Source organism: Polynucleobacter necessarius, from assembly GCF_900096755.1.
Lineage (GTDB): Bacteria > Pseudomonadota > Gammaproteobacteria > Burkholderiales > Burkholderiaceae > Polynucleobacter > Polynucleobacter necessarius_K.
In genome coordinates this window covers 1507511-1525002 of the sequence record NZ_LT615227.1, presented here as the reverse complement: position 1 = coordinate 1525002, position 17492 = coordinate 1507511, and the positions used below count along the sequence as shown (strand labels likewise).

At 45.0% G+C, this 17492-nt stretch carries 18 protein-coding genes, 3 tRNA genes and 2 pseudogenes; 7 read left to right on the top strand and 16 right to left on the bottom strand.

Annotated features, from left to right (window positions below; all coding sequences use genetic code 11):
• Window positions 1-8 precede the first annotated feature (8 nt).
• Window positions 9-383: a hypothetical protein gene (locus DXE27_RS07980; protein ID WP_128113550.1), complete on the top strand. Its 375-nt coding sequence runs from the start codon at window positions 9-11 to the stop codon at window positions 381-383.
• A gap of 49 nt (window positions 384-432) precedes the next feature.
• Here the strand turns inward: DXE27_RS07980 and DXE27_RS09325 are convergent, their stop codons facing one another.
• From DXE27_RS09325 to hyi, 6 genes and pseudogenes are all read right to left on the bottom strand, one after another.
• On the bottom strand, window positions 433-816 hold the full coding sequence (locus tag DXE27_RS09325; protein ID WP_197712371.1) for a hypothetical protein: 384 nt from the start codon (window positions 814-816) through the stop codon (window positions 433-435).
• A 265-nt stretch (window positions 817-1081) separates the two neighbouring features.
• Window positions 1082-1354 carry a hypothetical protein gene (locus DXE27_RS09320; RefSeq protein WP_197712370.1) on the bottom strand — a complete coding sequence of 91 codons (273 nt, stop codon included), beginning with the start codon at window positions 1352-1354 and terminating at the stop codon, window positions 1082-1084.
• A gap of 59 nt (window positions 1355-1413) precedes the next feature.
• On the bottom strand, window positions 1414-1983 hold the full coding sequence (locus DXE27_RS07970) for an HNH endonuclease (protein WP_415064450.1): 570 nt from the start codon (window positions 1981-1983) through the stop codon (window positions 1414-1416).
• 85 nt (window positions 1984-2068) lie between these two features.
• The gene (locus tag DXE27_RS07965) at window positions 2069-2656 is read right to left on the bottom strand and encodes a YqiA/YcfP family alpha/beta fold hydrolase (protein ID WP_128113549.1); all 588 of its coding nucleotides are present in this window, start codon (window positions 2654-2656) and stop codon (window positions 2069-2071) included.
• Window positions 2657-2662: 6 nt separating this feature from the next.
• Window positions 2663-3556 (bottom strand): annotated as a pseudogene (locus DXE27_RS10470) (2-hydroxy-3-oxopropionate reductase).
• A 34-nt stretch (window positions 3557-3590) separates the two neighbouring features.
• Window positions 3591-4371: pseudogene (gene hyi / locus DXE27_RS07955) on the bottom strand (hydroxypyruvate isomerase).
• 476 nt (window positions 4372-4847) lie between these two features.
• On the opposite strand from hyi, the gene DXE27_RS09315 reads away from it, so the two are divergent.
• Entirely contained in the window at window positions 4848-5153 is a 306-nt protein-coding gene (locus tag DXE27_RS09315; protein ID WP_197712369.1) for a hypothetical protein, read from the top strand.
• Window positions 5154-5180: 27 nt separating this feature from the next.
• Here DXE27_RS09315 and DXE27_RS07945 read toward each other — a convergent pair whose 3' ends face one another.
• Window positions 5181-5576 (bottom strand): DUF4118 domain-containing protein, encoded by a 396-nt coding sequence (locus tag DXE27_RS07945; protein ID WP_128113548.1) that lies wholly within the window; start codon window positions 5574-5576, stop codon window positions 5181-5183.
• Between the two features lie 183 nt (window positions 5577-5759).
• Between DXE27_RS07945 and DXE27_RS07940 the strand changes: the two genes are divergently transcribed.
• Entirely contained in the window at window positions 5760-6491 is a 732-nt protein-coding gene (locus tag DXE27_RS07940; RefSeq protein WP_172457127.1) for an alpha/beta hydrolase, read from the top strand.
• A 37-nt stretch (window positions 6492-6528) separates the two neighbouring features.
• On the opposite strand, the gene DXE27_RS07935 is transcribed toward DXE27_RS07940, so the two are convergent.
• The 4 genes from DXE27_RS07935 to gltX all read right to left on the bottom strand — a co-directional run bounded on the left by DXE27_RS07935 (window position 6529) and on the right by gltX (window position 8322).
• A tRNA-Asp gene (locus DXE27_RS07935) sits at window positions 6529-6605 on the bottom strand.
• A 53-nt stretch (window positions 6606-6658) separates the two neighbouring features.
• A tRNA-Glu gene (locus tag DXE27_RS07930) sits at window positions 6659-6734 on the bottom strand.
• Window positions 6735-6766: 32 nt separating this feature from the next.
• A tRNA-Ala gene (locus DXE27_RS07925) sits at window positions 6767-6842 on the bottom strand.
• A 79-nt stretch (window positions 6843-6921) separates the two neighbouring features.
• Entirely contained in the window at window positions 6922-8322 is a 1401-nt protein-coding gene (gene gltX, locus DXE27_RS07920; RefSeq protein WP_128113546.1) for a glutamate--tRNA ligase, read from the bottom strand.
• 206 nt (window positions 8323-8528) lie between these two features.
• On the opposite strand from gltX, the gene DXE27_RS10120 reads away from it, so the two are divergent.
• Together DXE27_RS10120 and hslO are read left to right on the top strand one after the other, a co-directional pair.
• Window positions 8529-8918, top strand: a complete 390-nt coding sequence (locus DXE27_RS10120; protein WP_269459816.1) for an Hsp33 family molecular chaperone HslO — start codon at window positions 8529-8531, stop codon at window positions 8916-8918.
• The gene (gene hslO, locus DXE27_RS10115; protein WP_269459815.1) at window positions 8872-9360 is read left to right on the top strand and encodes an Hsp33 family molecular chaperone HslO; all 489 of its coding nucleotides are present in this window, start codon (window positions 8872-8874) and stop codon (window positions 9358-9360) included. Before DXE27_RS10120 ends, hslO begins: the two co-directional genes overlap by 47 nt.
• Window positions 9361-9371: 11 nt before the next feature.
• On the opposite strand, the gene ftsB is transcribed toward hslO, so the two are convergent.
• Genes ftsB through DXE27_RS07895 form a run of 4 tightly spaced genes read right to left on the bottom strand, consistent with a single transcriptional unit; the run spans window position 9372 to window position 13552 of the window.
• The gene (ftsB, locus tag DXE27_RS07910; RefSeq protein ID WP_128113545.1) at window positions 9372-9677 is read right to left on the bottom strand and encodes a cell division protein FtsB; all 306 of its coding nucleotides are present in this window, start codon (window positions 9675-9677) and stop codon (window positions 9372-9374) included.
• Between the two features lie 13 nt (window positions 9678-9690).
• The gene (gene eno, locus DXE27_RS07905) at window positions 9691-10977 is read right to left on the bottom strand and encodes a phosphopyruvate hydratase (RefSeq protein ID WP_128113544.1); all 1287 of its coding nucleotides are present in this window, start codon (window positions 10975-10977) and stop codon (window positions 9691-9693) included.
• 40 nt (window positions 10978-11017) lie between these two features.
• Complete coding sequence (gene kdsA / locus DXE27_RS07900) at window positions 11018-11881, bottom strand: 3-deoxy-8-phosphooctulonate synthase (protein WP_128113543.1); 864 nt, start codon at window positions 11879-11881, stop codon at window positions 11018-11020.
• A gap of 9 nt (window positions 11882-11890) precedes the next feature.
• Window positions 11891-13552 carry a CTP synthase gene (locus tag DXE27_RS07895; RefSeq protein WP_128113542.1) on the bottom strand — a complete coding sequence of 554 codons (1662 nt, stop codon included), beginning with the start codon at window positions 13550-13552 and terminating at the stop codon, window positions 11891-11893.
• A gap of 112 nt (window positions 13553-13664) precedes the next feature.
• On the opposite strand from DXE27_RS07895, the gene DXE27_RS07890 reads away from it, so the two are divergent.
• Together DXE27_RS07890 and DXE27_RS07885 are read left to right on the top strand one after the other, a co-directional pair.
• Entirely contained in the window at window positions 13665-13901 is a 237-nt protein-coding gene (locus DXE27_RS07890) for a superinfection immunity protein (RefSeq protein ID WP_128113541.1), read from the top strand.
• 156 nt (window positions 13902-14057) lie between these two features.
• Complete coding sequence (locus DXE27_RS07885) at window positions 14058-16643, top strand: bifunctional aconitate hydratase 2/2-methylisocitrate dehydratase (protein ID WP_128113540.1); 2586 nt, start codon at window positions 14058-14060, stop codon at window positions 16641-16643.
• An 85-nt stretch (window positions 16644-16728) separates the two neighbouring features.
• On the opposite strand, the gene DXE27_RS07880 is transcribed toward DXE27_RS07885, so the two are convergent.
• Window positions 16729-17490, bottom strand: a complete 762-nt coding sequence (locus DXE27_RS07880) for a spermine/spermidine synthase domain-containing protein (protein ID WP_172457126.1) — start codon at window positions 17488-17490, stop codon at window positions 16729-16731.
• Window positions 17491-17492 lie beyond the last annotated feature (2 nt).

The following is a 17492-nucleotide window of genomic DNA, read 5'->3' as shown; positions in this document are numbered from 1 at the left end:
GTAAAACCATGTTTTTAGACTTCTTGCACAATTCCGACCTCCCTAGCTTCACCACGCTATTTTCTGAAATCAATACGGATATGGGAAATAGTCAAATATGGTTGGCATTGGTTCTGGCTTGCTTGCCTGGGCCTATATTTGTTTGCGTTGCACTTAAGGTTTTCCCAACGAACCCCCAGACCTTTTACTTTGCAGGTATGTATACAACCGTTGGATACGGTGATTACACGCTATCTGAGCATTGGAGAGTGTTACCCAATCATCATCTCATTCTCGGGGGGGATATTTGCCGTTTCTCTATGTCCGGAGCGGCCTTGTATTCAATGATGGGGGCTTTATTGGGTAGATCAAATCAGGGCCCCAAATCTGGCACAGGCTTTTAAAGATCCTCGCTAATTCACTCTTGGGGTGCCTGGAATCGGGCTCTTTTGCTTAAATAATACTAGCTCTAGAACCCTGCCATTCGGATTCTAGAGACCAAATTCGACCAGGCAGCCAATCCAAGTAGTCCTTGGAAAACCAAATATCCACCTGTCGTTTGTATGGGTCATTTTCACGCTGCATTAGGGCGTAATGACGATTAAGCGTCTTGCCCAACGAAGGCACATCGTCCGATAGGCTCTCGCCATAACTTTTAAAAAATTGTCGCATTTCAAGGGTGTTGTAGTCAACAACCGGTATGGAGCGAATGCTGCCCGACGCATCAATTTTATTGTCGCCATTAAGCAAGGAAGCAAATTGAAATAAGAGGCTAAAACGATCCCGTGTTCCGAGGAGAATTTTAGGCGCGTACTCTGGCTTCTCTGAGAAAAACATCTGCCCTTCCCCTTTTTCGTTTCTATCGAACCTGGAAAAGCGAGGATTTTTGGTTCCACGTTGAGTCCAATAAATCGCGAAGGAGAAATTCCGTACGCGTCTATTGACCCTCTAGATTCAAACACAAATGGACCAACAAATGCATAGGGGAATATAGATGTAGAGGCGATAGTTGCTGCCATCGTTCACCCAATCAATTTCTCCAGTTTGGTATTTCTGCCCATCTACGTAAGAATCGTAATAAATAATCCCTGACTCGGGAAGCTTAAAATGCTACGCCCTGTTGATCAAAGGAACCGCCCTGCCCGCCAGGTATTTGACTTTTATCATCAGCAATTTGTGAGCTTTGGCTTGCTTGCTTAGGAGTCTTTTTTAAAGACTTGCTCATTTGAATTTTTTTAGGGGGTTCCGACTTGAGTTCCGTGCGGATGATGAGATCGTCTGGAATCTGAGATCTGAGGAGCGGAATTGAACGATAAGAATGGAATTCCAAAAAAAGAATGGGGTGGCCTACCAAAGAGAGCGCCAGTGCAATCAAGACGATCCGCAATGATTTCATATGCACAATACTTTTAAAGCTGGGCATCGAATGCAGGATCAGATTACACCCTCTAATAGGCGACTATTTTTTGGTAGGTTCGCTGCAAGAAAGTCCATTTGATCGGCCAAGATGTTGCGACCTTTGAGAATCATATCTTCATAGAGGCTTGGCAAGTAAGGGGCATAGAGGAGACTCATGCCCGCCTGCTCAGGAGTGCGATTTCCTTTTTTCTGATTGCAAGGCCTGCATGAAATAACCAAGTTCATCCAACTATATTTTCCACCACGGCTATTCGGAATAATATGTTCGGCCTCCGCTTGATTCTCATGTATTGCATCTCCGCAATATGCGCAGAGACCTCGATCTCGCTTAAACAATTTATGTCGCGTAATCACGGGAACAACATCGAAGAGATTGATCTTCGCCGTTCCCTTAACCGCAATAATGGAGTGCAGCTCAATGATTGATTGGAGGCCGCTAGATCTAGAGATTCCGCCGCGCATTTTAAAGATAGGGTCGCCAAGCGTCCAAAGTACACTCTTATCGGCGTAGCTCTTGGTGGCCTCTTCAGCGTTAACCCAACCCTGGGGAATCCCACCTGCGTTTAATTTCAAGATGCTCAGCACAAACCCTCCTTTTGAGATCTAACCCTATGCTATGGTGCAGATCATTGGAATCATCTTACAGAAGAAGCTTGCTGCAATCAAATGGCTAGCTAGAGATAAAGCTCATAACCTCCGGGAGGTGATCTGCGTAGTCAGCAATCCCGTGATCACTTCCCTCTAGAACCAATTGCTTAGATCCTTTATAGAACTCCACCATCTCTCTCCAGTCAAGCAATTCATCACCTTTAGCTGCAATCAAAAAATAGCGTTGCGGATCAGTAATTTTTTCAACCTGGAGCGCCTGTAATTGGTCAATATATTCCAGACGAAAATCAAACGGCTCATCACTGTCATAAGACGTCATCATTCCAACGTGTGGCGCCAGCTCTTTTGGAGCTCTTACAGCTGGATTTAGCACAACCGCTTTGCAGTCATATTTTTCAGCCAGGTAATTAGCATAAAAACCACCCAATGAAGAACCAATGACAACCAAGCGATCAAATGAGGAGGTTTCAATACGCTGAACCACCAGATCCATGCTTTCTTTAGGGGAGGCAAGTAATTGAGGGCAAAACCATTTAAAAAGATTGCCGCCATTAGATGCTGAGTTAACCGCCACAGCAGTCATTACCGCCTTGCTAGATCTTGGGGATGATCGAAAACCATGTAAGTACACGACAAAAGTAGTTGCCATGACTATTTAGGCCTTCTGCCCAATTTCAAAATTGGCTAATTTTTCTAAAGCCTTGACCATTGCAGAGTGATCCCATGCTTTACCTCCATGCGCCGAGCAAGAGTTGAATAACTCTTGAGCGGTAGCGAAACCCCGAGAGCGCGGGCACTATTTAATGCCAAGTTCAAATCCTTTTGATGCAGCTCAATTCGGAATCCTGGATCAAATGTACGCTTGACCATTCATTCCTTTCGCCATGTACCTCCAGAATTTTTGAGCCCGCAAAACCACCCATCAATGCCTGGCGCACTTTTGCCGGATCTGCTCCAGCCTTAGACGCAAACAGCAGTGCCTCTGCAACAGCCTCAATGTTTAATGCAACAATAATTTGATTGGCAACCTTTGCAGTTTGACCATCGCCATTTCCGCCGACTAAATTAATGTTTTTCCCATTAATTCAAAGATAGGTTTGACCTTATTAAATATCGCCTCATCACCTCCAACCATGATTGAAAGGGTTGCATTCTTAGCACCAACCTCTCCGCCCGATACGGGCGCATCAAGATAATCGCAGCCTAGCGCATTGATTTTCTTGGCAAACTCTTTGGTGGCAATCGGGGAAATCGAGCTCATATCGACAACGATCTTTTCCTTTGAGAGGCCAGAGGCAATTCCTTTTTCGCCAAATAAAACTTTCTCAACATCAGGCGTATCGGGCACCATAGTGAAAATAATGTCAGCCTTACTAGCCACTTCTTGAGGTGAAGCGCAAACCTGTGCATTTGATGAAGCTAGGGTCTCAGGCACTTTACTGCGGGTATTGATGAACACATCATGCCCTGCAGCTATCAAATGACCTGCCATGGGTGCGCCCATAATGCCTAGACCAACAAAACCCAGTTTTAATTTATCGCTCATCATATAGTCTCCAAGAATATTTTTAGATTTAATTTACTTAGTTCAGCTCTTTGATCCAGCCAAGCCCGTCAACAGTATTGGTGGCTGGTTTATATTCGCAGCCAATCCAACCCGTATAAGCAATGCGGTCAAGAAATTGAAAGATATGTGCATAGTTTAATTTCACCAGTTCCAGGCTCATTGCGCCCAGGGTTATCGGCTAGTTGAATATGTGCAATGCGCGATAAATTGGCTTCTATCGTCTTGCAAAGCTCCCCTTCCATGCGCTGAGCATGATAAATGTCATATTGCACAAAAGCATTGTCAGCACCAACTTCATCAAGAATTTCGATTGCCTGTTTGGTGCGAGATAAAAAGAAACCGGGAATATCAAAGGTATTAATTGGTTCGATCAACAGCCTTAAATTAGCTTTTTTTAGCTCTGCAGCGGCATAACGCAAGTTACTCACAAAGGTTTCATGAAGAATCTGGGTGTCAATACCCACGGGAGCCTTGCCAGCGAGACAATTTAACTGAGGGACGCCAAGAGTCATCGCATATTTAATCGCATTAGCAACACCAGCCCCAAAATCCTCAACCCTATCTGGTAAACAGGCAATACCACGCTCACCGGAATCCCAGTCACCCGCTGGCAAATTATGCAAAACAATTTGCAGATGATTTTCATCTAACTTTTGTTTAAGCTCCCCCGCCGAATAAGCATATGGAAATAGAAATTCAACTGCTTTAAAGCCAGAATGAGCTGCCATTTGGAAGCGCTCTAAAAATGGCACCTCATTAAACAGCATCATAGTGAGATTGGCAGCAAATTGAGGCATTTAGAACCCTTTAAAGGAGAAATCAAGAAATAAAGATGGTAACAAAGAACTAAATTTATAGCTTAGCCAACGCTCGCTCCGTAACATGTCAAAAGCCCTTAAAAGTAAGCTAATATTGAATTTGTCAGCTTTTATACATAAGGAAAATAATAATCATCAAATCTACCTCAGTCAGAGTCAGCCTGCTTTTGGCGGCTTTATTGGCAAGCTCCTCAATTAATTGCGATTGCTCAGCCTAATTCGGCCCAATCTGGCGCCAATAAGCCAGTGAGCGGTAATTGATGCGGCAGTTACGGATAATCGTTACCAGCTGTATGAAGGTGAAGTTGTCAAGGTTGACAAAAAGACACGCACCATTATTACGTTTAAAAACAAAGAAGGTAGCTCTAAATTTGTTGCAGGGCCTGAGATAACCAATTTTGATCAAATCAAAAAAGGTGATCGCGTTAATGTTACCTATGAGCTAGCCGTTGCAATTGAACTTATCAAGACAAAAAGTGATGGATGGTATTCGCAGCAAGGTTGAAACCAACTCAGTTTCAACTTCGAAGGCAAATGAAAAGCCATCTGAAAAGATTACCAGCACCACAACAACCATCATTGCAGATATTGTTGAAGTTAATCGTGAGAAAAAACTGGTATCTGTAAAAGGTCCTAGCGGCAAGATTACAGTAGTCACCGTTAAGAACCCCGCCTTGTTAGCTGACGTAAATGTAGGCGAACAAGTTAAAGTGATTTACTACGATGCAATGGCTGCGTCCATCACCACGCCTAAGAAGTAAAATGCTCACTTGAAATACAAAAAGCTTTCAACGAGTCTCGCTGACCAACATCGCCACTTTGGAGTTATATTGTTCGCGACGTAATAATTCGACCAAAAAGCTAGATAGTAGTGTGTAAGATAAATAAACGAATAAAGTGGTAATGTCACGCTGATCAACAACACTAAGAACACCAAACGGCTCCATGAAGTAAAAGATCATCAAGGGAGCGCTCATAAGTATGGTGAATAACCCTGGCCCCACCCCAAACAAGTAAACAATCAAAATTGTATTGATTTGGAAAAAGAATAGCGGTAAAGAGCTACCTAAAAAGGGATGCAATATATAACGCATAGAAAATGCAACTAATACGCCGAAGATCGCTATTACATAGCCCTGTGACTTATTGCTACACCAGCGTTTAGAGTTTAGATTATGTGTCATGGCTTTTATACGAATTCAGTGTATCCTAAACCATAAATTAAAAAACGCGTCCCCTGCATATGCTAGAAAACCCTAAGACCCAAGCAAAGCATGATCTAACGATCATTGTTCCAGTAACTTAATGGCAGCGGGCTTGAACTGGGCCAACTACCAAGATTTCTCGAGGCTGCAGGACACGATGTTTTGGTTCCTGAGATTGATGGCTTTTTATTTGGGCTACCCGCAAGCAATTACCAAGGCTGGGTTAGTAATCTGCATCACATTATTGATGAGCAGAAGGAATGCTGTGATGTGATTAATCTAGCGGGTATCAGCATGGGTGCGACCTTGATTACTTTGGTAGCCTCACAGCGCACAGATATTTCATCATTAGTTTTAATGTCTCCCGTCCTCAAATATGACGGTTGGTCAGTACCGTTTTATCGCCCCCTTTTGGACATTCTTTATTTCCTCGGCTTTAGGAACTGGGAATACTCAGAACGTGAGCCGTTTGGCGTCAAGAACATCGATCTTCGCCGCAGAATTGGAGAGAAATTTAAAACCTCAAAGGTTTCAGAAGTTGGTGCGGCGTCAATTTCCGCTCGACACCTTCATGAGGCTAAAGGACTGATGTCAAGAACCCAAGAGTCCGCATTCAATATAAGCTCAAGACTTTTATTAATTCAGTCTGTTGAGGATGATACGTGCAGCATATGGTCCGCAAATGAGATTCTGGCGCACGTGAAGTCAGAGCTTCGACGGGTAATTTGGCTTGGCAATAGCTATCACATTGTCACCATCGATAATGAAAGAGAAATTGTACTCAATGAGGTTCTGAATTTCATATCTCAAACCAGCGCTGTTGAGCGGCATGCAATTGATCACTCGGATAATGAAAATAGAAAAGTGTTGAAATTACGAGTAGGCTACGAATAAAAAAGCCCCCTTTTATTAGGGGGCTTTTTTATTGTCTTGGCGGAACGGACGGGACTCGAACCCGCGACCCTCGGCGTGACAGGCCGATATTCTAACCAACTGAACTACCGCTCCAAAATACATCGAGTAACGCAACATCATACATCTTTACAGCAACCAGAAAGAACTGGCGTCCCCAGGGGGATTCGAACCCCCGTACTCACCGTGAAAGGGTGATGTCCTAGGCCTCTAGACGATGGGGACCTGGGCTACTACAAAACTCTTTTTTGAGTTCTTGGTGGAGATAAGCGGGATCGAACCGCTGACCTCTTGCATGCCATGCAAGCGCTCTCCCAGCTGAGCTATACCCCCGAAATCTCGCAATAAAACTACAAGAGACTCAAAACAATCCAAGATTTTAGCCTATTTTTTGTGCAAGTACGCAAATTGCTTATTGAACGACCTTGGAAAGCCTATTTACAGCCTCCTTCTTACCCAAAACAACCAATACAGAATCGATCGCCGGAGTCTGAGTTGTGGCAAATAAAGCGTATCTAACCGGCATAGCCAAGGCTGGCATTTTAAGTTGGTGGGCTGCTAATACCTGCTTAAATGCGGCCCCATAAGCCTCTTTATTTGGCTCAGCATTCTGAATAATGGCCAATACCAGATCTTTAAGCGCCGGAATGATTGTCTCGGGGATATTTTCTGAGATTTGCTGTGCAGTCAATTCGGGGGCCGGTAGATAAAACAATTTTGCGCCTTCCGCAATTTCAATCAATGTATTAGCTCGACCTTTTAATAAATCAACCACCTGAACAAAATCAGGACCCTTCTCCGTATTCATGCCAAGCTCATGGGCAAATGGCTTAGTCGCTTCAGCCAGCTTCACTGGATCTGCATTTTGAATATATTGGTGATTTAACCAGAGCAACTTTTCAGGATTATGTTGTGCCGGGGAGCGCCCTAAACTTGCCAAATCAAACCAGGAAACAAATTGCTCTTTAGTAAAGATCTCAGCATCACCATGAGACCACCCTAAACGAGCCAGGTAATTCAAAATTGCCTCTGGCAAATAACCTGCTTTTTGGTAATCCCGCACGCTCATAGCCCCGTTGCGCTTACTCATCTTCTCGCCAGAATCGTTGAGAACAGTAGGTAAATGGGCATAAACGGGCGGCTCACAGCCTAGGGCCCTCATGATATTGATCTGTCTTGGAGTGTTATTGACGTGGTCATCACCACGAATAACGTGGGTAATTTTCATATCCACATCATCCACCACTACACAGAAGTTATAAGTAGGAGTGCCATCAGGACGAGCAATTACAAGGTCATCTAGCTCATCATTGCTAATCTCGATCTTCCCTTTAACGGCATCATCCCAAACAACAGAACCGCCGATTGGATTTTTGAATCGAATGACCGGAAGCACACCCTCTGGAACTGCGGGAGGGATTTTTCCTGGTTCAGGCCTCCACAATCCGTTATAGCGCGGCTTCTCCTTGTTGGCCATTTGCTCATCGCGTAGTTTGTTTAACTCTTCTTCGCTCATGTAGCACGGGTAAGCCAAACCGGCATCCAGCATTTGCTTCAAAACTTCACGATACCTATCAATGCGCTGCATTTGATAGATTGGGCCCTCGTCCAAATCAAGGCCTAGCCAAGACATTCCTTCGATAATGACATCAACAGCCTCTTGGGTTGATCTCTCCAGGTCAGTATCTTCGATGCGCAAAATAAAGTCGCCTTTATTGTGCCTAGCAAAAGCCCAGGGATAAAGTGCGCTGCGAAGATTTCCCAGATGAATAAAGCCCGTGGGACTTGGGGCGAAACGTGTACGAATATGCATAAAACGTATTATCTCAGGTCGCGCAAATTGACATGAAATTTGAAAAAAGTGGATACTTTGCCCTATGAATGAATTACTTGTATTCATGTGTGATGGCGCGCCCCAGTTCGCGGGGAAATAGTCTCGATCAGCAGCGCTTGGCAGGCTGTTTTAGAGCGCCGTAATGATGACCCCCCCTGCAGTTCGCCGCCATACTGGGTGACTTTGTGGGTGCTGCCACCCTTTTAAGCGCCAGCTTAAAGTTTGATGGAACCCTCATCATTCAGGCTCAGAGTAAGGGCCCTATTCAATTGATGGTCATCGAATGCACCTCGAACTTATCGATGAGGGCAACGGTCAAACTTTCTGTTGACCCTTCTGAAATTCCTCCTGATGCAAGCCTAGGTGAACTCCTAGATGCTAGTAATACGGGCAGGCTTGTGATTACCCTAGACCCAACCAATAGAGAGCCAGGTCAACCACCCTATCAAGGCATTGTTGCCCTTCAAGAGCATCGTGGCGCCGTTATTAAGCCCGTTTCAAGCGCTGCAGAAGCGGATTGCACTGTATATGCAAAATTCGGGGCAATTAGACACGCGAATCTGGCTAGCCTCTAGCGATACACATGTTGGCGGCCTATTGCTACAAAGACTTCCGGATTCTGGTGGTCATGTGCATTTAGATCCGCTAACTGCTTCCGAGGGTTGGTCACGCATTCAGACTTTGGGCGAAACCATTACCAATGAAGAATTGCTCACGCTTGCACCCGAGACTATTCTGAGGCGCTTATTTTTAGAAGAATCTTCTGAAAATGGTGTTCGCAGTTTTCCGCCTAGACCCATTCATTTCTCCTGTAGATGCTCACGCAATAAAGTAGCCGACGTTCTTCGCATGCTTGGCGAGGAAGAGGTTCAGAGCATTTTGAATGAACAGGGTTCAGTGGAAACAGTTTGTGATTTTTGTGCAAAACCCTACCGCTTTGATGCCGTAGATTGCTTGCAGGTATTTAAGACGGACTCGTTAAGCGACGCTACACGACCACCATCAAGCGGTCACTGATACAGCAATACTTATTGCTTGGTTACCGAGGCCTCAGTGGATTTATCGGCTGGCAGAATTTGAACGAAGTACTCACCTTCTTTAATTAGGCCATGCTCCACCCTTGCGCGCTCTTCGATGGCTCTGGTTCCGTCCTTTAAGTCTTTAACGTCGCCTGACAGCTTTGCATTACGGAGAGCCAAGAGACTATTTTTAGCCTTTTGTAGCTCTACTTGTTTTTCCATCTCATAAACCTTAAGCCATCTACCCTTACCCAACCAAAGTGGGTACTGGATTGCGATTAGCAATACCAGCATAGAGTAGATGACGATACGCATACTTGAAGAGGTTTTAACGCTTAAGGCTATAAAAAACGGATTTACCTGGGTAGCTAGCTACATCACCCAAATCCTCTTCAATTCGCAATAGCTGGTTGTATTTAGCAATACGATCAGAGCGAGATAAAGAACCTGTTTTAATTTGGCCGGCATTAGTTCCAACAGCGATATCGGCAATAGTGCTGTCCTCTGTCTCGCCTGAGCGATGTGAGATCACTGCCGTGTAATTTGCGCGCTTAGCCATTTCAATTGCCGCAAATGTTTCTGTCAACGTACCAATTTGGTTGATTTTGATCAGGATTGAATTGGCAATTCCTTTTTCAATGCCCTCCTTCAAGATACGTGTATTGGTAACAAATAGATCATCGCCAACCAACTGGATTTTCTTACCTAATTTTTTAGTAATATCGGCCCATCCATCCCAATCACTTTCATGCATTCCATCTTCAATGGAAACAATTGGGAATTGATCCGCCAGATTACCCAGGTAGTCCGAGAATTCGCTAGAGCTCAACTGCAGGCCCTCTCCAGACAAGTGATATTTGCCATCTTTATAGAATTCGCTAGCAGCGCAATCCAAAGCCAGGACAACATCTTCACCGGCCTGATAGCCTGCGCCCTCAATCGCCTTCATAATGGTCTGCAGGCACTCTTGATTACTCTTGAAGTTTGGCGCAAAGCCACCCTCATCACCAACTGTTGTTGGCATCCCTTGGGCGCCGATAATTTTCTTGAGCTCATGGAAGATTTCAGCACCACAACGTAGTGCATCGCGGAAATTTTGCGCACCTACAGGCATCACCATGAATTCTTGAATATCTAAACTATTGTTAGCGTGGGCGCCGCCATTGACAATATTCATCATTGGCACAGGTAATTGCATGCCGCCAGATCCGCCAAAATAACGGTACAAAGGCAAACCAGCTTCTTCTGCAGCGGCTCTGGCAACCGCCATTGAAACCGCAAGCGTAGCGTTAGCGCCAAGACGAGCTTTGTTATGAGTCCCATCCAATTCAACTAAGGTGTGATCCAAAAAGGCTTGCTCGCTTGCATCTAAGCCAAGAATGGTTTCCGCAATTTCAACATTAATATTTTGAACGGCCTTTAATACGCCCTTACCCAAGTAACGAGCTTTATCGCCATCGCGCAACTCGATTGCTTCACGTGAACCAGTCGATGCGCCTGAAGGTACAGCAGCACGTCCCATTACGCCAGATTCAAGTAAAACATCGCACTCTACCGTTGGGTTACCGCGTGAATCTAAAACTTCTCTACCGATGATGTCAACAATGGCGCTCATGCACCTTCTCCTTAAAACAATATGAATTGGTTTGGTTAAATTACTTAAAACTATCTTCTAAAAATGAACCACTTGATTTAACGACTGTATCGATAGCTACAAGTGATTCAAGTAAATCTTTCATCCGATTTAAAGGCACCGCATTCGGGCCATCAGACAATGCCTTTGATGGCTCTGGATGCGTTTCCATGAATAGGCCGCTGATGCCTACAGCGACAGCGGCTCGAGCCAACACCGGCACAAACTCACGCTGCCCGCCGCTAGAATTTCCTTGTCCACCTGGCAGTTGCACAGAATGCGTTGCATCAAAGACAACAGGCGCTTGTGATTCACGAAGAATAGAAAGGCTGCGCATATCGGAAACTAAGTTGTTATAGCCAAAAGAGGCGCCACGTTCGCAAACCATAAATTGATCAGCAAGGCCTTTTTCTTTGGCAGCAGCGCGGGCCTTCTCCACCACATTAAGCATTTCATGAGGTGATAGAAACTGACCTTTTTTGAAATTCACTGGCTTGCCACTTTGCGCACAAGCACGTATGAAATCAGTTTGTCTGCACAAAAATGCTGGGGTTTGCAAAACATCCACCACACTAGCAACAGCTGTAATTTCACTGATGTCATGAACATCAGTTAATACGGGGACACCAACTTCCTTTTTAACCTTGGCTAATATCTCTAACCCTTTTTCCATTCCAAGACCACGGAAGGATGTGCCCGAGGAACGATTAGCCTTATCAAACGATGACTTGTAGATAAAAGGAATCTTCAAGGAGGTGGTGATTTCTTTAAGTTCGCTGGCAATATCAATAGCCGACTGCTCCGATTCGATTACGCAAGGACCCGCAATCAGAAAGAAGCGTTGATTAAGACCAACATCAAATCCACATAGCTTGAATGCGCTCATTTCTTCCTCTTAGGCAACTTGTTTGAGAGACTGGCTCTGATGTGCAAGTGCGGCACTAATAAACGCAGAGAATAATGGGTGGCCATCACGCGGAGTAGATGTGAATTCTGGATGGAACTGGACTCCGAAGAACCATGGATGCATTGATGTTGGTAACTCCATCATCTCTGGCAAAGATTCATTTGGAGTTCTTGCGGAGATGATTAATCCAGACTCTTCCAGCTTGGGAACATAAGTATTGTTGACTTCATAACGATGGCGATGACGTTCATTAACTTCTGCACCATAAATACGGTGAGCTAATGTACCTGCTTTAACAGGGCAACGCTGTGACCCAAGGCGCATTGTGCCGCCCAGATCAGAATCATTCGTACGCTTTTCAACCCGTCCTTCTCTATCAAGCCACTCCGCAATTAGGGCAACAACCGGCTGTTCAGACGCAGGATCAAATTCTGTACTATTTGCTTTAGATAGGTTTGCTACATGACGTGCAAATTCAATAACAGCCAATTGCATGCCCAAACAAATGCCTAGATAAGGCACGTTGTTCTCACGAGCATAGCGAATTGCCGCAATTTTTCCTTCCGTGCCGCGCTTACCAAAGCCTCCTGGCACCAGAATCGCATCTAAATTAGTCAGGCAATCGATGCCATCCTTTTCGATCACTTCCGAATCAATGTAATTAATGTTGACTCGTGTATGCGTATGAATACCCGCATGACGCAAGGCCTCAATCAACGACTTGTATGACTCAGTTAGCTCGACATATTTACCAACCATACCGATAGTCACTTCATGCTGAGGGTTGGCCATTTCATAAACAAGATGGGCCCATACTGATAAATCAGCAGGCTTTGCATTCAACTCTAATTCACGGCAAATCAAATCATCCATGCCTTGAGCGTGCAGCATTTCCGGAATCTTGTAGATCGTATCTACGTCCCATACGGAAATAACTGCCTCTTCACGAACATTCGAGAAAAGAGAAATCTTGGCGCGCTCATCTTCTGGAATTGGGCGATCTGCACGACATAGCAACACTGTTGGCATGATGCCAATTTCGCGGAGCTTTTGAACCGAATGCTGGGTTGGCTTTGTTTTTAACTCGCCAGCGCTGTTGATATAGGGCACCAAGGTCAAGTGGACAAAGGCGCAGCTGTGCAGTGGCAAACGCAAGCTCATCTGCCTTGCTGCCTCTAGAAACGGGAGGGATTCAATATCACCAACTGTGCCGCCGATTTCACAAATTGCTACATCAGCCTTGCCATCGTGACTAGCTTTAGCACCGCGCTCTACAAATGCTTGAATTTCATTGGTGATGTGTGGGATTACCTGAACGGCTTTCCCCAAGTATTCACCACGACGCTCTTTGCTGATGACTGATTCGTAGATCTGTCCAGTAGTGAAGTTGTTGCTTTTGCGCATCTTCGCAGAAACGAAGCGCTCATAGTGACCCAAATCTAAGTCAGTCTCGGCGCCATCTTCGGTAACGAAAACTTCGCCATGCTGCAGCGGACTCATTGTGCCCGGGTCAACGTTGATATAAGGGTCTAATTTTAGGAGGGTGACTTTCAGGCCGCGGGATTCAAGAATCGCGGCAAGCGAGGCAGCTGCGATTCCTTTCCCTAAAGAAGAAACCACACCACCAGTGACAAAAACGTATTTGGTCATTGCTTAAGCTCTGTTGGAAAAAGTAATTATAACGACACCAAGAATGGAATTTAGAAATTGAAAGTCGGTAATATTGCAGGACACTCGCTAAATCCGACTTTTTGAACCCCAAATGCGCCTATTTTTTGCTGTTTTACTGACAATGCTGTCCCTCTTTTACTTTCTTCCTTTTGCCATTGCATTTAGACGGGCTAATTCAGGGGCTATTTTTGCCCTAAACCTATTTTTAGGATGGTCGCTCATTGGTTGGGTTGTTGCCCTAGTTTGGGCCATGAAGGATGTGAGCAGATCCTTTAATCAGACAATGTTTGATCATTATCGCCAAAATCGTACCCTTAAAATCTTATAAGTCATTGAATTTATTAATAAAAGTACTTTTTTCGTGCATTTAAGAGTTTAAACTCTTTCTTATATAAGACTTAAATTAACAACTATAATTTCGCAAAACGGGAGAGAATTCCCTTTTGGCCTTTCTATTGATCACTTTTACCTCATAGGAAACACAATGTTAGAAGCCTATAACGCCCACGTAGCTGAACGCGCAGCCCTCGGTATTCCAGCCCTTCCTTTAACCAAGGATCAAACTGCTGAGTTAGTGAAATTACTAAAAAATCTACCGGCCGGAAAAGAAGCTGAGCTAGTTGAACTCATTACCAATCGTGTTCCTGCAGGCGTTGATGAAGCCGCTAAGGTTAAGGCTGAATTTTTAGATGCTGTTGCCAAAGGGGCAGAAAAGTCACCGCTAATTACTCGCGTCCGTGCAACTGAATTGCTGGGCACTATGCTCGGTGGATACAACATCAAGCCATTAGTGGAGTTGCTTGCTGATGCTGAATGCGGTGCCGCCGCTGCAGAAGCGCTCAAGAAAACACTCTTGATGTTTGATTACTTCAATGATGTGCAAGAGCTTGCCGAAAAAGGTAATGCCAACGCTAAATCCGTTCTCCAAAGCTGGGCTGATGCAGAGTGGTTTACAAGCCGCCCTGCTGTTCCAGAAAGCATGAAGCTCACCGTTTTCAAAGTAACAGGTGAAACTAATACCGACGATCTCTCGCCTGCACCAGACGCATGGAGCCGTCCTGATATCCCATTGCATGCAACGATCATGCTCAAGAATCCACGTCCAGGTATTGAGCCTGATGAAACTGGTGTTCGCGGCCCAATGAAACAAATCGCTGCCCTCCAGAAAAAAGGCAATCAGATTGCTTATGTTGGAGATGTGGTTGGTGCAGGTTCCTCACGTAAATCTGCAACCAACTCAGTTCTTTGGTGGACAGGTCAAGATATTCCATTCGTGCCAAACAAACGTTTTGGTGGCGTGTGCTTGGGCACTAATATCGCTCCTATCTTCTTCAACACCATGGAAGATTCAGGCGCTTTGCCAATCGAATTAGATGTTTCCCAAATGAACATGGGAGATGAGATCGAACTTCGCCCATACGAAGGGAAAGTATTTAAGAATAGTAGTCAGATTACTAGCTTTTCATTGAAGTCGCCGGTGATTTTGGATGAAGTTCGTGCAGGCGGGCGCATTCCTTTAATTATTGGTCGTGGTTTAACTGCCAAAGCACGTGCAGCTCTTGGCTTGCCGGCTTCCACAGAATTCCGTCTGCCAGTAAATCCAGCGGACAACAAAAAAGGTTTCAGCTTGGCGCAAAAGATGGTTGGTCGCGCATGTGGATTGCCAGAGGGTCAAGGCGTTCGCCCTGGCACTTACTGCGAACCACACATGACTACTGTTGGCTCACAAGACACCACAGGCCCAATGACTCGCGATGAATTGAAAGACTTGGCTTGCCTTGGCTTCTCATCAGATCTCGTAATGCAGTCGTTCTGCCACACGTCAGCATATCCAAAGCCTGTTGATATTCGTACTCAACATGAGTTGCCACCATTCATGACCAATCGTGGTGGCGTTGCCTTACGCCCAGGCGATGGTGTGATCCACAGCTGGTTAAACCGCTTGCTCCTGCCAGATACATGCGGCACTGGCGGCGATAGCCACACTCGTTTCCCAATCGGCATCTCCTTCCCTGCTGGCTCTGGCTTGGTAGCTTTTGCTGCAGCAACTGGCGTCATGCCATTGGATATGCCTGAGTCTGTATTGGTGCGCTTCAAAGGCAAGATGCAGCCTGGCATCACTTTGCGTGATTTAGTAAACGCAATTCCTTTGTATGCAATCAAAAAAGGATTGTTGACTGTTGAAAAACAGGGCAAAAAGAATATTTTCTCTGGCCGCATTCTAGAAATCGAAGGTTTGCCTGATCTGAAAGTTGAGCAAGCGTTTGAATTATCTGATGCTTCAGCCGAGCGCTCTGCTGGTGGCTGTACAGTTCACCTCAATAAAGAGCCAATTATTGAGTACATGCAATCTAACATCACTTTGATGAAGTGGATGATTGCGAATGGTTATGAAGATAAGCGCACTCTTGGTCGTCGTATTAAAGCTATGGAAGCTTGGATTGCTAATCCACAACTTCTGAAGGCTGATGCAAACGCTGATTACGCAGAGATCATCGAAATTAATATTGATGAAATCAAAGAGCCAATTCTTGCTTGCCCTAATGACCCAGATGATGTCAAAGTATTGTCTGAGGTTGTTGGCGACAAAATTGATGAAGTGTTCATTGGTTCATGCATGACCAATATCGGCCACTTCCGTGCTGCAGGTCAAGTTCTTCAGGGCAAAAAAGATATGCCTACTCGTCTATGGGTAGCCCCTCCTACCAAGATGGATGCCATGGTTTTGATGGAAGAAGGTTACTACGGTATGTTGGGCGCAGCTGGTGCTCGCATGGAAAGCCCTGGCTGCTCTCTTTGCATGGGTAACCAAGCTCAGATTCGCAAGGGTTCTACAGCAGTATCGACATCTACACGTAACTTCCCTAACCGCCTGGGTATTGATACTCGCGTTTATTTGGCTTCCGCTGAATTAGCGTCTGTTGCAGCCCTCTTAGGTCGCCTACCTACTCCTGCAGAGTATTTGGAGCAAGTGAAGGCGCTTGATGCAAAAGCTGGTGACGTTTATAAGTACATGAGTTTTGACAAGCTCAAGTCATTTAGCGATGTTGCAGATACTGTAACGGTTTAATAGACTAAGAGCCTCAGCCTTTTATAGGGCTGAGAAATAAAAAAGGCGATCAAATGATCGCCTTTTTTATTAGATATAAATCAGTTTAAATCGATAACATATCTTCTTGACGGGCATTCTCGCGACTAATGCCCGATACCCACTTGTTCGTTGGGAGCCCTGTTTTTTCAAGTATCAACTTCGCACGCTTAGATACGTCTTTCCATTGAGCCTCCAATTTAGGACCCTTGAATGCAATAGCCACAACGTTACAGTCATGAGATTCAGGAAAAAGCAGCACGCGGTTATCAAAAGCTTCGCAGATATTTTTCAAATTCACATCAAAGCTTTTATGCCTTGAAAATAAATTCACTGTTAGAACACCTGGTCCCTTGAGAATGTTGTAGCAGCCCTTATAAAAATCTAATGAGCTCGCTGCTGGGCCATCGCAGATAGCGTCATACAAATCTACTTGTACCGCATCAAAAGTGTCCCCATATTGCTTATTATTTACAAAGGCTTTTGCATCAGCTTGTAACGTTTCCAATCTACGGTCGTCATCAGGAGTAAAAAACATGGGCCTAGCGGCAACAATCACTGCGGGATTGAGCTCAACCACTGTTGTCTTTACTGCTGGACAGTACCGATGCTGAAATTTAGTTAATGCTCCGGTGCCAAGACCGAGTTGCGCTACGCGCATGCCAGGCTTGGTTTCCAGGAACAGTAGCCAAGCCATCATTTGCTGGTTGTACTCAAGATAGATTTCATCGGGGTCGCGAATACGCATTGCCCCTTGAATCAATTCAGTACCAAAATGCAAATACCGAACACCGCCACTCTCAGAAAAAGTTACAGGCTCCATCAGCATAC

Bases quoted from the DNA above. Each gene is read 5' to 3' on its own strand.
- DXE27_RS07980 (WP_128113550.1), top strand. From the start codon at position 9: ATGTTTTTAGACTTCTTGCACAATTCCGACCTCCCTAGCTTCACCACG.
- DXE27_RS09325 (WP_197712371.1), bottom strand. From the start codon at position 816: ATGTTTTTCTCAGAGAAGCCAGAGTACGCGCCTAAAATTCTCCTCGGA.
- DXE27_RS07965 (WP_128113549.1), bottom strand. From the start codon at position 2,656: ATGGCAACTACTTTTGTCGTGTACTTACATGGTTTTCGATCATCCCCA.
- DXE27_RS07945 (WP_128113548.1), bottom strand. From the start codon at position 5,576: ATGACACATAATCTAAACTCTAAACGCTGGTGTAGCAATAAGTCACAG.
- gltX (WP_128113546.1), bottom strand. From the start codon at position 8,322: ATGCATATTCGTACACGTTTCGCCCCAAGTCCCACGGGCTTTATTCAT.
- hslO (WP_269459815.1), top strand. From the start codon at position 8,872: ATGCAAAATTCGGGGCAATTAGACACGCGAATCTGGCTAGCCTCTAGC.
- ftsB (WP_128113545.1), bottom strand. From the start codon at position 9,677: ATGCGTATCGTCATCTACTCTATGCTGGTATTGCTAATCGCAATCCAG.
- eno (WP_128113544.1), bottom strand. From the start codon at position 10,977: ATGAGCGCCATTGTTGACATCATCGGTAGAGAAGTTTTAGATTCACGC.
- kdsA (WP_128113543.1), bottom strand. From the start codon at position 11,881: ATGAGCGCATTCAAGCTATGTGGATTTGATGTTGGTCTTAATCAACGC.
- DXE27_RS07895 (WP_128113542.1), bottom strand. From the start codon at position 13,552: ATGACCAAATACGTTTTTGTCACTGGTGGTGTGGTTTCTTCTTTAGGG.
- DXE27_RS07890 (WP_128113541.1), top strand. From the start codon at position 13,665: ATGCGCCTATTTTTTGCTGTTTTACTGACAATGCTGTCCCTCTTTTAC.
- DXE27_RS07885 (WP_128113540.1), top strand. From the start codon at position 14,058: ATGTTAGAAGCCTATAACGCCCACGTAGCTGAACGCGCAGCCCTCGGT.
- DXE27_RS07880 (WP_172457126.1), bottom strand. From the start codon at position 17,490: ATGCTGATGGAGCCTGTAACTTTTTCTGAGAGTGGCGGTGTTCGGTAT.